The 14,889-nt window shown below is 65.3% G+C and carries 10 protein-coding genes and 2 tRNA genes; 7 read left to right on the top strand and 5 right to left on the bottom strand.

Going from position 1 to position 14,889, the window contains the following annotated elements; translation table 11 throughout:
- The first annotated feature begins 114 nt into the window (after positions 1-114).
- The 4 genes from DEIPE_RS10970 (at position 115) to DEIPE_RS10955 (ending at position 2,535) form a co-directional block, all read left to right on the top strand.
- Positions 115-1,479: a nitrilase-related carbon-nitrogen hydrolase gene (locus DEIPE_RS10970; RefSeq protein WP_015236037.1), complete on the top strand. Its 1,365-nt coding sequence runs from the start codon at positions 115-117 to the stop codon at positions 1,477-1,479.
- Between the two features lie 154 nt (positions 1,480-1,633).
- Positions 1,634-1,721 (top strand) — tRNA-Ser (locus DEIPE_RS10965).
- A gap of 72 nt (positions 1,722-1,793) precedes the next feature.
- Positions 1,794-1,882: transfer RNA gene (locus DEIPE_RS10960), tRNA-Ser, on the top strand.
- Between the two features lie 293 nt (positions 1,883-2,175).
- A complete protein-coding gene (locus DEIPE_RS10955) occupies positions 2,176-2,535 on the top strand; it encodes an HU family DNA-binding protein (protein ID WP_015236035.1) in 360 nt (119 codons plus the stop codon).
- A 189-nt stretch (positions 2,536-2,724) separates the two neighbouring features.
- On the opposite strand, the gene DEIPE_RS10950 is transcribed toward DEIPE_RS10955, so the two are convergent.
- Both DEIPE_RS10950 and DEIPE_RS10945 read right to left on the bottom strand, forming a co-directional pair.
- Entirely contained in the window at positions 2,725-3,921 is a 1,197-nt protein-coding gene (locus DEIPE_RS10950; RefSeq protein WP_041230846.1) for an alanyl-tRNA editing protein, read from the bottom strand.
- A 114-nt stretch (positions 3,922-4,035) separates the two neighbouring features.
- Positions 4,036-4,311: a hypothetical protein gene (locus DEIPE_RS10945; RefSeq protein WP_015236033.1), complete on the bottom strand. Its 276-nt coding sequence runs from the start codon at positions 4,309-4,311 to the stop codon at positions 4,036-4,038.
- 172 nt (positions 4,312-4,483) lie between these two features.
- On the opposite strand from DEIPE_RS10945, the gene DEIPE_RS10940 reads away from it, so the two are divergent.
- Positions 4,484-5,305: a histidinol-phosphatase HisJ family protein gene (locus DEIPE_RS10940; RefSeq protein WP_015236032.1), complete on the top strand. Its 822-nt coding sequence runs from the start codon at positions 4,484-4,486 to the stop codon at positions 5,303-5,305.
- Between the two features lie 45 nt (positions 5,306-5,350).
- On the opposite strand, the gene DEIPE_RS10935 is transcribed toward DEIPE_RS10940, so the two are convergent.
- Complete coding sequence (locus DEIPE_RS10935) at positions 5,351-6,334, bottom strand: aldo/keto reductase (RefSeq protein WP_015236031.1); 984 nt, start codon at positions 6,332-6,334, stop codon at positions 5,351-5,353.
- Between the two features lie 132 nt (positions 6,335-6,466).
- Here DEIPE_RS10935 and dnaE point away from each other — a divergent pair, with 132 nt between their 5' ends.
- Positions 6,467-10,561, top strand: coding sequence for a DNA polymerase III subunit alpha (gene dnaE, locus DEIPE_RS10930; RefSeq protein ID WP_015236030.1), 4,095 nt, complete (start codon positions 6,467-6,469; stop codon positions 10,559-10,561).
- Between the two features lie 97 nt (positions 10,562-10,658).
- Positions 10,659-11,318, top strand: a complete 660-nt coding sequence (locus DEIPE_RS10925; RefSeq protein WP_015236029.1) for a DUF2270 domain-containing protein — start codon at positions 10,659-10,661, stop codon at positions 11,316-11,318.
- 68 nt (positions 11,319-11,386) lie between these two features.
- Here the strand turns inward: DEIPE_RS10925 and DEIPE_RS10920 are convergent, their stop codons facing one another.
- Entirely contained in the window at positions 11,387-12,571 is a 1,185-nt protein-coding gene (locus DEIPE_RS10920; RefSeq protein WP_015236028.1) for a vWA domain-containing protein, read from the bottom strand.
- Positions 12,568-14,889: a DUF5682 family protein gene (locus tag DEIPE_RS10915; RefSeq protein WP_015236027.1), complete on the bottom strand. Its 2,322-nt coding sequence runs from the start codon at positions 14,887-14,889 to the stop codon at positions 12,568-12,570. Before DEIPE_RS10915 ends, DEIPE_RS10920 begins: the two co-directional genes overlap by 4 nt.

Raw genomic sequence — 14,889 nt, 5'->3', positions numbered from 1 at the left:
CCGTCTCATCCCGGCAAGAAACCGGAACGTCGAGGCCCGCTGCACTGCAGCGGGCCTGATGTATTTAAAGATGGCGCATCTCTTTTCGACAAGGCGTTTTATGCTGCTCGCACCATGCGCACGCCTTCTTCGTCGATCAATCCGGGCATAGGCCGATTGGCTCCCTCACGTGTGGTGCGTGCCATCGCCGTGCAGCCGCAGTGGCGAGTCCGTGATTTTCGTTCCCGGGAAAGCTTTCGTGTCTGGATGCGGGCGCAACTGGAGCATTCCCGTCCGCATCTGGCTCCGGATCGGCCCAATCTGGTGGTGCTCACCGAACTCAACGGGTTGCCGCTGCTGCTGCGGGGAGCGCGCATGGCGCAGCGCGCACCAACCCTGGATCTCGCGCTGGGACTGACCATCATCAAGCACGGGCCCGCCACGCTGTACTGCGCCATGCGCCAGCGTGTAAGCCTGCCGCGCGCCCTGCAGCTGGTGCTGGCCCCGCGTCTTGCCGCCGACTACCTCAGCGTGAGCCGTGACCTCGCGCGCGAGTACGGTGTTTACCTGCTGGCGGGCACGGCACCGCTGCCACATTTTGTGCTGCAGGGTTCACGACTGGTGGTTCAGGGCAGCCAGGTCTACAACCAGGCGGTACTGATCAGCCCGGAGGGTGAACTGATCGGCCTGGCGGACAAGGTACACCTCACCACGGGCGAAGGTCCGAGCGGTCTGGACCTGTCGCCTGGAAAGCTCGCAGATCTCCGGGTCTTTGCGACGCCGGCGGGCGAGCTGGGCATTGCGACCAGCCTCGACGCCTTTCGGGAGGACGTCATCACGCACCTGGACGCGCAGGGAGCGAGCGTGCTGCTGCAACCCGACGCGAACGCCGGGCCCTGGACCGGGATGGAGCAGGAGCCTCCAACCGGACGGAACCAGCCCGAAGCATGGCTGGACAGCGCCTGGGCAGCGGTGCAGCGGGCGCGCAATATCCGGTACGCGGTCAATCCGATGGTCGTGGGAAATTTGTTCGACGTGGCCTTCGACGGACAGAGTGCCATTGTCGCCAAAGCGTCGCAGGCGCCGCAGCTGCGCTCGTACGTGATGACCGAGCCGCGCGCAGGCTTTCTGGCGCTGCAGCCCTGGGTGACACAGGGAACCCCCGAGGAACTGCGCCGCGCCGGGCTCGAACTGGCCCCGCGTTCCGGTGCCGTGCGTGAGAACCGCTACCGTACCGCCGTCCTGGCAGCTGACCTTCCGCTGAGCGCGCCCATCAAATCTCCCCTCCCCCTGCGGCCGTTTGAAGAGGCTGTGAACGGGTATCTGCTGGGGCGTGCGGCGTTGCGCCAGGATCCGGCCGTACAGACCCTCGGTGCGCTGTGGCGCCTGCTGGGAGTCGGTGTGCTGCTGACCGGGGCGCGACTCGTGGCCCGCCGACGCAAGCGCGGTCTGGTTCTGACCTTGCTGGGTGCATCGATTACGGTCCTGGGCTGGTTTTGATGAAGCGCCCCGGTCTGTTGGTAGAGCTTCTTTTGATTGACAAGGTGGGGGGTGAAGGCTATACTTCGTGGCGCGCTGGTGGCCGGTCGTCACTTGCCTCACGCCTTGCCGAATCGCGGATTTCCAGTCTGGGCCGCCTCGGGAAACAGTGAACGGGGGGTTGGCCGAGCGGTTGAAGGCAGCAGTCTTGAAAACTGCAGTAGGGTGACCTACCGGGGGTTCGAATCCCTCACCCTCCGCCAAAGACGTCAGCAACACCACGCGACCAAGCACCGCACAGTACCGACTGTGACATCCCGGCCACGGGAACACCTGGAGAGGTGGGTGAGCGGCTTAAACCACAGTCCTGCTAAGACTGCGTACTCAAAAGGTACCGAGGGTTCAAATCCCTCCCTCTCCGCCAGAACATCGATCCCTGCTTCGTGCGGGGATCGTGCTTTTTTGTTTATGAGAGCCTGCGAAGCTGAGAATGGCCTTGAGCGAGCCCTTTGCCCTCCCAAACGGCCTTTCGGTCTGTTTTACAAGTATATGCGTCCAGCACGCATTTTTCAGTACAGCAATCCTCTGGAGCAGCGCTTGGCGCGCATTCTCCTGCATGAGAGACTCTTGACGACAGCCGCGCGGCCCGTTAAGGTCGTGGAGAAGCCGAAACCACCGTGTCTACAGACCACCGGGTTGAGGAAAGGGAGTTGAAACATGACGAAGAGCAGCAAAGCCAAGACCAGCAAGGCCGCCCCCAAAGCCGCCGCTGCCCCCGCCGCTCCGGCGAAAGCCGAAAGCACCAAGCTCGGCAAGACCCACATCGTGGAAGCCATCGCCGACAAGGCCGGCCTCTCCAAAAAGCAGGCTGCCGAAGTGTTCGACGCTTTTGGTGACATCGTCGTGGACGCCCTCAAGGGTGGCAAGAGCGTCGGTCTGCCCGGCCTGGGCACTTTCAGCGTGACCAGCACCGCCGAGCGTCAGGGCGTGCGCCCCGGCACCAGCGAGCGCATCACCATTCCCGCCGGCAAGAAAGTCCGTTTCAAGATCGCCAGCAACCTCAAGGGCAACCTCTAAAGCGGTTGTCACAGACATTGATAGGTTTTTGATCAATGTCTGTGACCGAGCGGAGCGAGTGACCTTGACCAGGCGGTTGGGAATGGAGTTGATGGAGTGCTTTCCTCCATCAATGAAATGGACAAACGCTCTAAGCACTGCCGGTCCAAGCGCGCCTCTTGTGCGGGGCGCGCTCTTTTTGGTGCCACTTCAGGACTGCTCGCGCCACTGTCTGACGGCCGCTTCGAACGCCGCGCCATCCTGCGCCTGTCCCTGGGCCAGCTCGGTCTTTCCGCCGCCCCGGCCACCGGCCTGCGTCAGCCACGCACCGAGCAGTTTTCCGGCGTGCCGGTCCGTCAGGGTGCTGGTCACTCCACAACGCCCATCCGGCGCGATGACCACGCCCAGCGTCTGTGGGCAGGCGAGCAGGGCCCGCAGTGCCGGTGTAACCAGGGCGTCGTGGTCAACCTGCACGACGCGCAGTTCGCCGTCCCCGATCGGGTCAGCCTTGGCCGACCGTACGTACGTTGTGGCGAGCTCGCTGCGCGTGCGGTCGAGCTCGCCACGCAGGCGGGCTGCCTCGTCCAGGGTAGCCTGCACACGCTCGATCAACCGTTCGGGCGAAACGCTGAGCAATTGCGCCGCTTCGCGGGCGCTGCGGTAGTGTTCTCCGAGAAACTCACCTGCTTCTTCTCCGGCCATGAAGGTCATGCGGGTCAGGCCGCCCTTGATGCGTTCATGGTGCAGCACCACCACAGGAGCGGCGAAGGCCGTGGACCGGAGGTGAGTCCCTCCGCAGGCGCTCATTTCCCACCAGCCTGCGTGGTCACGCACGCCCACCAGCCGCACCCGGCCGTTCACCTGAGGCGGACGGCGCAGCGGAAAGGCGGGAAGTTCCTCCTGAGCCACGTCGAAAGTCTTGATTTTCAGATTGCGCCGGATGATTTCGGCGAGCACGTTTTCAGCGGCGCGGGCATCTGCTTCGCCCGGCAGACCTTCCAGGTCGAGCGTACATTGTGCCGAGCGCATGCCGACCGCCACGACCCGAAACGCCGGGTTGACCCGCAAAAAGGCTTGCGCGAGCAAATGCTCGCCGGTGTGTCGCTGCATGTGCCGGTAACGCCGACGCCAGTCCAGCTCGCCCTGAACGGTCGCACCGATGGGTGGCAGGGGGCCCTGCAGCGTGTGCCAGACGCCGTGATGGTCCTCCTCGGCTGCAGCCTTCTGCACGTCGGTGACCTGCGCCTCGGCGCCCGCCCAGCGCAATACGCCCTGATCGGCCGCCTGCCCGCCCGCTTCCGCATAAAACAGTGTGCGGTCAAGGCGGACCTGTGCGCCTTGCACGGCCTCTACCCGGGCCACGAACGATGTCGCGTAGGCGTCTTCTCGAAACAGCAGTTGTGTCATGCTGTGCACGATAGCGGAGACACTTTTCAGCCGTTCAGGGCCTGCGACACCAGAAGGCATGAAAAATGCCGGGTTCGTGGCAGAACCCGGTGGGGAACGTGGGACCGGATGCGGTCAAACTGTAGCTTCGACCAGCAGCCCGAGGCGGGCCTCCGCCAGGCGCACGGCACGGTGCACGCGCGTCTGCAGGTCACCCGAGCTCCAGCCGGCAAAGGGCTGGCCTGCACGCCATACGATGAAAGAAGGCTCGTCGCTGGAAGACGACTCTTCATCGTCGCTGATCTCAGCCCAACCGAAGGTGCAGCCGTGGGTTTCCAGACGTGTCAGGGCGTCTTGCAAAAAGGGGTTCACGGTCGAACGCCATTCACCAATTACTAGGGATTCGCTCACGTTTTTTACGGTAGCGAACTTTTGGGCATTTTTGGCAAGAGGAATTTTCTTTCATGAGAATTGCCACTGTGTGGACGACCCGCTCAACGAAGCTTCACGTCGGGCACGGCTCTCAGGTGGATCCGGTGAAACGGCAGACCTTGTACGGCCCGGCCCTGTGTCAGGCTCGGGCATGCCGACCACGTCCGGGCTGCTCGAGGACTACCACACCCATCACCGCCGCTGCGGCCACGCCGCAGGAGAACTGCGCGACATGATCGAGGCCGCGCACAAAAAGGGTCTGCGGGCCGTGGGCCTGAGTGACCACGCGCCCATTCTGCACCTGCCAGGCGACTGGCCGCTGCCCAACACGGCCATGCCGCGCTCGATGTTTCCCGAATACGTACAGGAGATGCACGACCTGCAGCGCGAGTTCGCCGGAATCATGCCCGTAAAGGCCGGGGTCGAGGCCGATTACGTGTCCGGTTTCGTGGAGGCTTACCGGGAACTGCTCGCACCTCACGACTTTGATTACGTGATCGGCAGCGTGCACTTCGTGGACGGCTGGAGCATCTTTTCAGCGAAGCTGCCCCCACAGGCCACGCGTGAAGACGTGTGGGAGCGTTACCTGACGCTCACCGGGGAAGCCGCGGCGTGCGGTCTCTTCGACATCCTGGGGCACCTGGACTGTCTGAAGACCAAGGGACACCTGCCGCGCGAATGGCGTACGCCCACGCTGCTGCGCACCCTGGACGCCATCGCCGACTGCCAGGTCAGCATCGAGCTGAACACCAGCGGCTGGCGCAAGCCCGTTGGAGACTGCTTTCCGACCTTCGAGATTCTGCAGCTCGCAGCTCAGCGCGGCATTCCCGTCTGCCTGGGCAGCGACGCCCACCGGCCAAAGGACGTGGCCGCCGATTTCGGGCGTGCCGTGAAGCTGCTGCGCCAGGCGGGATACCAGTCGCTCGCTTCCTTCACCCGGCGCAAGCGGGAAGAAATTCCGCTGAACACCTGAGAGGCAGTCCTGGCCGATTGCCCGCCAGGGCTTCCTCTCGGCGCCTTACCACATCGCGTGAACCTCGGGACGGATCAGTTCGTCGTAGACGCGCTTTACCTCTGCCATCTGCTCGTCGCTCAGGGGCGCAAGGTCGGACGCCGCCACGTTCGCCTGCACCTGCTGCGGATTGCGTGCGCCGGGAATGGCGCAGCTGACCTCAGGAAACATCAGAATCCAGCGCAGCGCGAACTGCGCCAGGGTCACGCCCTGCGGCAGCAGCGGACGCAGGCGTTCTACGGCCTCCAGGCCGGTTTCGTAATCGACGCCGGAAAAGGTCTCGCCCTTGTCGAAGGCCTCGCCGTGACGGTTGAAGGCGCGGTGGTCGTCTTGCGCGAAGGTGCTGTCACGGCTGAGTTTGCCGGTCAGCAGGCCGCTCGCCAGGGGCACGCGCGCGATGATGCCGACCTCGCGCTCACGGGCCGCGGCGAAGAATTCCTCGGCAGGCTTGAAGCGAAAAGCATTGAAGATGATCTGCACGGTCGCAACGTTCGGGTGGGTCGTGGCGCTCAGGGCTTCCGCGACCGACTCGACGCTCACGCCGTAAGCGCGCAGCAGGCCTTCACGGACGAAGTCGTCGAGGACCGCGTAGACTTCCTGCTGCTCGTACACCTCGGGCGGCGGGCAGTGCAGCTGCAGCAGGTCGATGGCCTCGACGTCCAGGTTTTTCAGGCTGCGCTCGATGAAGCCGCGCAGATTCTCCCGGTTGTAGCCGCCCGCCGTGTGCGGGCTGAGGCGCCGCCCGGCCTTGGTGGCCACGTAAAAGGGCTCGGGGCGCTCACGGCGCAGGCGGGCGATCAGGCGCTCACTGTGCCCGTCCCCGTACACGTCGGCAGTGTCGAAGAAGTTCACGCCGAGGTCAAGGGCGCGGTGCAGCGCGGCCATGCTGTCCTGGTCATTCACCTCGCCCCAGGTGCCGCCGATGGCCCAGGCGCCGAAGCTGATAGTCGAGATTTCATAACCGGTCTTGCCAAGGGTGCGGTATTGCATGTGAATCCTTTCGGTCGGGAAGCAGTTTTGCTGTGATGACACGTTATCTGTAACGTATCAGTTCCGGCGCGCGAAGCGCACCCGTGGATGCTTCATCACCCAGGCGTTCTGCCCTCAACGTAGAATGAAGACATGACCGCCGCCCCCGACCCAACGGCTCCACCCTCCAAGGACGAGGGGCGCCTCGACCACCATATCCACACCCCCGACGGGAGCTGCTGCGCACACAACGGCTCGCCTGCGGACGCGCCCCGAATCCGCAAGTTCGCGCACCTGCACCAGCACACCCAGTATTCCCTGCTCGACGGCGCGGCGAAGCTCAAGGACCTCTTGAAGTGGGTCAAGCAGGTCACCCCGAACGATCCGGCCTGCGCCATCACCGACCACGGCAACATGCACGGCTCGGTGCACTTTTACAACTACGCCCTCCAGATGGGCGTCAAGCCCATTCTGGGCTACGAAGCCTACGTCGCGGCCGGGTCACGCTTTGACCGCAAGCCCGGCGAAAGCGGCGAGAAGGGCACCTTTCACCTCACCCTGCTCGCGCGCGACTTCGAAGGCTACCAGAACCTCTGCCGCCTGACCTCGGCCGGGTATCTGGAGGGGTATTACTACAAGCCGCGCATTGACCGCGAACTGCTCAAGGAGTACAGCAAGGGCGTGATCGCCCTCTCGGGCTGCCTGGGGGCCGAGGTGCCGCAGTTCATCTTGCAAGACCGCCTGGAAGACGCCAGGGCGAGGCTGCTGTGGTACCAGAGCGTGTTCAAGGACAACTACTTCATCGAGGTGCAGGACCACGGTCTGCCCGAAGACAAGAAGGTCATGGACGTGCTGCGCGAGTGGGCGCGCGAACTGGGCATCGGCATGGCGGCCACCAACGACGGGCACTATGTCAAGAAAGACGACGCCCTGGCGCACGAAACGCTGCTCGCCATCCAGACCAAGGCCACCATGGCCGACGAGAAGCGCTTCAAGTTTCCCTGCGACGAGTTCTACGTCAAGAGCCTGGAGGAGATGCAGACCTCCATGCCCGTCGAGGTCTGGGGCGAGGAACCCTTCGACAACACCGCCCATATCGCCAGCCTGTGCAACGTGGACCTGCCGGTCGGCAAGAAACGGGTCTACCAGATGCCCGCCCTGCCGATTCCCGAGGGCCGCACAATGTCCGAGGAACTGCGCGTCCAGACCTACCGCGGCAGCGTAAAACGCTACGCCCGGCACCTGACCGAAAGCTTCCTGCGGCGCTACGCCGCGCGGTCCTGGCAGAAGGTGCAGGACGCCCCGGCCCTGCGCGCGTATTACGACGCGATCTACGCCCCCAAGATCGACGGCGAGAAATGCAGCGCCGAGAAGTTTGCCGCCATCGACTTCGCCGCGCACGGCGCAAGGCTGCGCGCGCGATTGCCGAACTTCGACGCGAACACCGCCGACCCCGAAACCCTCTACACCGCGCTGGCCTTCATGGGCAGCGTGTGGGAGGAACTCGGCAAGGCCTGCGACGAGAAGTACACCAAATACCCCGCGCTCGAAGAGCTCGAGGCCGAGCGCGAAGCGTCCGATACAGAGGCAGGTTCCGTGCTCGACGGCATGGATCGAGGCGCGTCCGGGCACGGCGAGGCGCTCGACGAGGCCACCTACCGGCATGCCCTGGTCCTGATGCGCCGCGCCGAGTACGAACTGTCGGTCATCAACAACATGGGCTTTCCGGATTACTTCCTGATCGTCGCCGACTACATCAACTGGGCCAAGGACCAGGGCATCAGTGTGGGACCGGGCCGTGGCTCGGGTGCCGGCAGCCTCGTCGCGTACGCCATTCGCATCACCAACCTCGATCCGCTGGAGTACGGGCTGCTCTTCGAGCGCTTTCTGAACCCCGACCGTGTCTCGATGCCGGACTTCGACATCGACTTCAGCGACGCCCGCCGGGAAGAGGTCATTCAGTACGTGCGCCGCAAGTACGGCGACGACAAGGTCGCGCAGATCGCCACCTTCGGAACGATGGCGTCCAAAGCCTGCCTCAAGGACGTCGCGCGCGTCATGAGCCTTCCCTACGGCGACGTGGACAAGGTCAGCAAGCTGATTCCCATCAAATTCGGCAAAAGCTACTCCCTCGAGGAAGCGCGCGAAAGTGTCCCGGACATCCAGGAGATGCTGAGGGCCAACAAGGAGCTCGAGGAAGCCTACAACTTCGCCCAGAAGCTCGAAGGGCTCACGCGCCACGCCAGCGTGCACGCGGCCGGGGTGGTGATCGGCAAGACCCAGCTCACCGACCTCGTGCCCCTGATGCGCGACACCAGCGGTGAGGGTGTGGTCTGTCAGTTCGACATGAAGGCCGTCGAGGACATCGGCCTGATCAAGATGGACTTCCTGGGCCTGCGCACGCTGTCCTTTCTGGAAGAAGCCCACCGCATCCTGAAAGAGTCCAAGGGCCTCAGCGTCAACTTCGACGAGATTCCCCTCGACGACGAGGCGACCTTCGAGCTGCTGTCGCGCGGGGACACCAAGGGCGTCTTCCAGCTGGAAGGCGCGGGCATCGCCGACGCCTCACGACGCCTCAAGCCAAGGCGTCTGGCCGACATCATCGCGCTCTCGGCCCTCTACCGCCCCGGCCCGATGGAGAACATTCCCACCTACGTGCGCCGTCACCACGGGGTCGAGGACGTCGATTACGTCAAGGACGGCTTCCCAAACAGCCAGCAGTGGCTGGAGAAGATCCTCAAGGAAACCTACGGCATTCCCGTCTACCAGGAGCAGATCATGCAGATCGCCTCGGAAGTGGCCGGGTACTCCCTGGGGGGCGCCGACCTGCTGCGGCGCGCCATGGGCAAGAAAGACGCCGAGGAAATGAAGCGCCAGCGCCAGCTCTTCATCACCGGCAGCAAGGACAACGGGATTCCGGCCGATGAAGCCAACCGGCTGTTCGATCTGCTCGAGGCCTTTGCGAACTACGGCTTCAACAAGAGTCACTCGGCCGCCTACGGCGTCATCACCTACCAGACGGCGTGGCTCAAGGCCAACCACCCGGTGGAGTTCATGGCCGCCCTGCTCACGGTGGAGCGGCGCGATTCGGACAAGGTGGCCGAGTACGCCTCGGACGCCCGCAAGATGGGCGTCTCGGTGCTGCCCCCCGACATCAACCGCTCGGGCGCCGACTTCAAGGTCGAGGGCGAGGAAATCTACTTCGGGCTCTTCGCCATCAAGGGCCTCGGGGAAAACGCCGTACTGAAGATTCTCGAAGAGCGCGAGCGCGGCGGGAAGTACACCTCGCTTGCGGATTTCTGCAAGCGGGTCGACAGCAAGACCTGCAACCGGCGTGGCCTGGAATCTCTCGTGAAAGCGGGCGCCTTCGACGCCTTCGGAGAAAGAAAGCAGCTTCTCGAGTGCCTCGACGAGGCGGTGAGCTGGGCGCAGGGTGCGGCGAAGGTCATGAACTCTGGCATGGACTCGCTCTTCGGCGCGGCCGAGGTGGCGCCGGAGCCGAAACTGAAACCCGGCGTCGAACCGCTCAGCGAACTCGAGAAGCTCTCGCTGGAAAAAGAAGCCCTGGGCCTCTACATCAGCGGGCACCCGCTGGAGCAGCATGAAGGGCTGCGCGAAGCCGCCACCTGCCGCATCGCGGACCTGGAGACCTGGTTTCAGTCGCAGGGCGCCAAGGGCCGGGTGAAGGCCGTGCTGGCGGGCATGGTGGAAAACGTCGTGAAGAAGCCCACCAAGTCGGGGGGCATGATGGCGCGCTTCAACCTGGCCGACGAGTCCGCGACCATCGAACTGGTGACCTTTTCGCGCGGGTACGAGCGCATGCAGGAAAAGCTGATCAACGACACGCCCTGCCTCGTGATCGTGGAGATCGAAAGCGAGGACGGCGGTCTGCGCTGTATCGCCGAGGAACTGGTGACCGTAGAGGCGCTCGCGGACGTGCCCAAGGTCATGTACGTCGACATCGACCTCGACGTGGCCAGCCCGGACGACCTGGGCGACTTTCAGAGTTACCTCGACGAGCACGCGGGCAGCCTGCCGACCTTCTTCAAGTTCGTGTCCGGCGAGCACTTCGTGGTGTACCAGCTCGACAAGGGCATCGGCAGCCACGAGGCCATGCGGGTGGTGAACCAGACCTTCGGCTGGGCCGAAGCTTATCTCGCCTACGACAACGCCTCGATCCTGTCGCGCTACGCGCCCAAACCGCCCGCCTGGCAGCAGCGCGCCGGGCAGAAAAGCGTGCAGGCGTAAGTGCGGCAGCGTCCACGGGGGGTCCATCCGCGGGTAAACTCCCCGCCTTTTTTGGCCTTGACCTGAGAAGCGCGAAAGTCCAAGATCAGGACACACCGTGAGCGTCCCTAGGCCCAGCACCTCACCCGCCAGCAGCGTTCAGGCCCCGCTGTCGGGCAATACGGCCAACAGCCTGATTCACCTCTACCGGGCCGAGGTGGGCCGTATGACCATGTACCGTGTGCGGCTGGATACCACCACCAACTGGGCCGTGGGCATCACGGCCGGTCTGCTGGGCTTCGCCTTTACCCCGGAAGGCCCGCACGCGGCGCTGCTGGCCGCGATGCTCGCCAACTACTTCTTTTTGCACGTCGAGGCGCGTCACTTTCGCGACTTCGAGATCGCGCATTTGCGGGTCCGCATTCTGGAGCGCAACTTCTACCCCAGCATGCTCGGTCAGGAAGTCAGCAGCGAATGGCAGTCGTACTTCGTGCGGGAGCTGCAACGCCCGCACGTCCGGCCTGACCGCCTGCAGGCCATCGGCTGGAGACTGCGTCATAACTACCAGTGGATTTTTCTGGGCGTGCTGGCCGCGTGGCTCTTCAAGCTGGAGTTGGGAACGACCGGGCAGCCCGAGGACAGCTTCAGGCTGTTCGTGTCGATGGCGAGCCTCGATTTCATTCCCGGCGCCCTGGTCTTCTCCCTGGTGCTGATGTTCTATTTGATCCTGTTCCTGCTCGCGGTGCGCGCGCATTCCTATCCGCTGGAAATGGACTGACAGCGCAACCAGCGTTCTGCCCGATCCTTGCGGCCCGAGGTGACGCCTCCACACGTCACCTCCCGGCTTTACCTGGATTTGCGCGTCGTGACAAGATCGTGCGCCGCGGCCCACTGGCCCACGTCCTGCTTTTGCAGGGCCGCGGCCATCAGCTCCGGAAAGAGGTCGGGCGTGCAGGCGAAGGCCGGCGCACCGAGCGCGGCAAAGGCCGCGGCCATTTCGTGGTCGTACATCGGCGCGCCCTCGTCGCTCAGGGCCAGCAGCGAAATGACCTGCACCCCCGAAGAGACGAGGTTGCCCACCCGCCGCAACAGACGGCCCTGGTCTCCCCCTTCGATCAGGTCACTCACCAGCACCAGCACGGTGTCTTCGGGCCGCGTGATGTGCGCCTCGCAGTACGCGACCGCGCGGTTGATGTCGGTGCCTCCCCCCAGCTGGATGCCGAACAGCACGTCCACCGGGTCCTCGAGGTTCTCGCTGAGGTCCACGACGCTGGTATCGAAGGCCACCAGGCGGGTACTGACCGCGCTGAGGCTCGCCATCACCGCGCCGAATACCCCGGCGTACACGATCGAGCTCGCCATGCTGCCGCTCTGGTCGAGGCACAGCACCACGTCGCGCAGCGAGCGGCGCCCCCGGCCGTACCCCAGGCGCCGCTCGGGAATGACCGTGCGGTGCTGGGGCTGGTAGTGCTTCAGGTTGGCGCGAATGGTGCGTCCCCAATCGATTTCCTGATGTCGGGGGCGACTGTTGCGCGAAGCGCGGTTGAGGCTGCCCGTGACGGCCTGCCGCATCGGCTCTGAGAGGCGCGCCTCCAGATCGGCCACCACACGCCGCACCACCACCCGCGCGGTGTCCTTGACGTGATCGGGCATCACGCCCTTGAGGGCCATCAGGGTCGTGGCGAGCTTGAGGTCGGGCTCGAAGGACTCCAGCAACTCGGGTTCCAGCAGCATCGCGTGCAGATTGAGCCGTTCCAGCGCGTCCTGCTGCATCACCCGCACCACGCTGGAGGGAAAGTAGCTGCGGATGTCGCCCAGCCAGCGCGCGACGCTGGGCGCGCTGCCGCCCAGACCTCCGCGTCTGCCGCGCTCGCCGTACAGGGCCTCGAGCGCCCCGTCCATGCCCAGGTCGATCTGCGACAGCAGGTCCCCGGAAGGGCCCTCACCGCCGATACCGTCGGCGTCTCCTCCGCCCAGCACGAGGCGCCAGCGGCGCAGCCGTTCGATTTCTGCCGCTGTGTTCTGAGTCATGCCATGACCTCCAGACCGAGCAGCTGCGCCACCACTGGCAGCACCAGTGCCGCACGTTCTGCATCGAGTTCTTCCGCCCGGGTGTGCAGGGCGCGCACCTCACCCGAGCGGATCCGTTCACCCAACGTACGCCGTTCGGGCGCGGGAAAGCGCGTGAAGGTGCGGCGCAGCAAGGGCAGCACTTCCTGAAAGGCGTCGCCGGACAGCCCCACCAGCCAGTCGTCGATCAGGCCGAGCAGCCGCGCGTCGTGCACCAGCACCAGACCGCTGCCCTCCAGAAAGCCTTCGAGCCACGCGGCCACCCGCGAAGGCGGATTCACGCCAGCAAGGGCCTGCTTCAGGCGCACTTCGACGTCTGCGGGATTCAACTCGCCCAGATCGAGCAGCAGCCGCGTCGCCCGACCGTGAATCAGGCCGTGCCCGCCGGACAAGGTCGCCAGCGAGTGCAGCGCGTCCGTCCAGGAGGCGGTGTGCTCTTCGTGCTGCAGCAGGGTGACGGCTGCGTGCACCTCGCCGAGGTGCGTGCGCATCTCTCCTGCCGCGTCGTCGTCGAGCGACGCGCAGGCGGGCGGCAACCCGATGCAGGCCCGCACCAGCAGCGTCCGAAAGACTTCACCCGCCTGCGCGCTGTCGGTGCCACGCACGTCTCCGTAGCGCATCACGCGTGCCAGAGGGGGCAAAGCCTGCATGAGGTGCGTCACGTCACTGGCGTTCGCCGCCTCGCCCGAAAGCTGGCGCAGCACGAGGCGCGCCGCCCCTGGCAGGGCCGCGAGGATCACCTGATCGAGCAGGGCCGTGAGCTTCGGCAGCTTTTCTTCGTGCCGGGCGCGTTCGGCCGCGCAGGCTTCCGCCGCTTCACCAACCGTCTGTCCCCACAGACTCGCTTCGATCAGCCGCAGGGCAAACTCGGGGTGCCACTGCAGACGCCAGGCTTCCCGGAAGGTACCCCTCGCGCCCGAAACGCGGCGCTCCTCACCCCAGGCCACGCCCAGCAGGTGCAGGCGGTGCAGCAGCGCGCTGCGCTCCAGGTCGGTGTCCTTGCGCAGATCGAGGTCGAGGTCACGCGCGAGCGCTTCGGGCTTGAGGCGCAGGCGTTTCTGTTCGGCGGCGAGGTGCTGCGCCAAAGGCACGGCCGGGGTGTCCTGGGGCACGCGCCCCAAGGTCTCCCCGACGACCAGGCGCTCGTGGATGAGCCGCATGGGCAGATCGCTGTCCCAGCAGAACACCGCGCGCGCCGCTTCGGTCACGTCCTGCAGCCCCGGCAGCGCCTGACCGCGCAGCGTCGCCAGGGTCCCGGCCAGGCGCACGGCCTCGATCACGCTCGCAGAAGACGCGTCGAGTCCTTCCTCGCGCAGCAGACGCGCGGTGCGCGTCATCCAGGGCGCGAGCACGTCACCTTCGGTGCCAAAGAGGTGCTGATACCAGCCGGGAGAGTCCACGCCCGCGCCGTACCCGCTTTCACGCGCGAGGCGGCCGTGGGTCCAGGGCACCCAGGTGGCGCGCACCTTGATTTTCGGCAAGGTCTTCAAAAGTCTGGCGTCCGTGCTGGCCTGTCCGCCTTGCAGGGCTGGGGCGTGCCAGGCGCCGCAGACCACCGCGATGCGCGAGAAGCCTTCCTTTTGGGCCGCACGCAGGGTCTGGCGCATGTGCGCTTCACGGCATTCTTCGAGGTGGGTTTCCCAGGAAAAGGCTGCCCCTTCAGGACCCGGCGCCTCCACCTCTTCGCGTAGGGCCTTCATGGCTTCGGTGATGGCCTCGAAGACGCTGGAGTCGTTGCCGCCGCGCGACTCCACCAGAAATTCCCACCAGCGTTCGCCGTCCGTGAATCCAGCCGCTTCGGCGAGTGCGGAGAGGGGATCACGCCGGATAAGCAGGCGCGTGGAGTCCGGCAGGGGCAGGTCGGTCGCGTCCTGCTGTGGGGTGTTCCCGCTTACCTCGCGTGGCGCCTCGCCCGCTTCACGCCCGACGACCTGCAGATCCGCCTGGATCCGCGCTTCCCACGCCAGGCTGTGCGAGACCGGCAGGTCCATGAACCACACGGGCAGCGCGCGTGACAAGGCGTGCCGGATCGCCACCGTTTCCGGCGAGAAGTCCGCAAACGGGTAGTAGACCGCGCGTCCAGGTTCGTCGGCCGCGTAAATGAGCAGTGCGGCGGGCAACTGCATTTCCTCATGGGCCAGCAGGGGCAGCAGCGCGTCGGCGTCAGGTGGCCCCTCGACCAGCACCAGGTCGGGCTGCAATTCCTCCAGGGCCCGGCGCAGGCTGCGCGCCGAACCGGGTCCGTGGTGACGGATTCCAAAGATGTGCGCCGTGCTCAC

This window comes from Deinococcus peraridilitoris DSM 19664, assembly GCF_000317835.1.
Taxonomy (GTDB): domain Bacteria; phylum Deinococcota; class Deinococci; order Deinococcales; family Deinococcaceae; genus Deinococcus_A; species Deinococcus_A peraridilitoris.
Note: the sequence above shows the minus strand (reverse complement) of the source record. Positions and strands in the feature narration are given on the sequence as shown.

What these genes read in the sequence shown, in the direction of transcription:
- DEIPE_RS10970 (WP_015236037.1), top strand. Translation starts at nt 115, where the DNA reads ATGCGCACGCCTTCTTCGTCGATCAATCCGGGCATAGGCCGATTGGCT.
- DEIPE_RS10955 (WP_015236035.1), top strand. Translation starts at nt 2,176, where the DNA reads ATGACGAAGAGCAGCAAAGCCAAGACCAGCAAGGCCGCCCCCAAAGCC.
- DEIPE_RS10950 (WP_041230846.1), bottom strand. Translation starts at nt 3,921, where the DNA reads ATGACACAACTGCTGTTTCGAGAAGACGCCTACGCGACATCGTTCGTG.
- DEIPE_RS10940 (WP_015236032.1), top strand. Translation starts at nt 4,484, where the DNA reads ATGCCGACCACGTCCGGGCTGCTCGAGGACTACCACACCCATCACCGC.
- DEIPE_RS10935 (WP_015236031.1), bottom strand. Translation starts at nt 6,334, where the DNA reads ATGCAATACCGCACCCTTGGCAAGACCGGTTATGAAATCTCGACTATC.
- dnaE (WP_015236030.1), top strand. Translation starts at nt 6,467, where the DNA reads ATGACCGCCGCCCCCGACCCAACGGCTCCACCCTCCAAGGACGAGGGG.
- DEIPE_RS10920 (WP_015236028.1), bottom strand. Translation starts at nt 12,571, where the DNA reads ATGACTCAGAACACAGCGGCAGAAATCGAACGGCTGCGCCGCTGGCGC.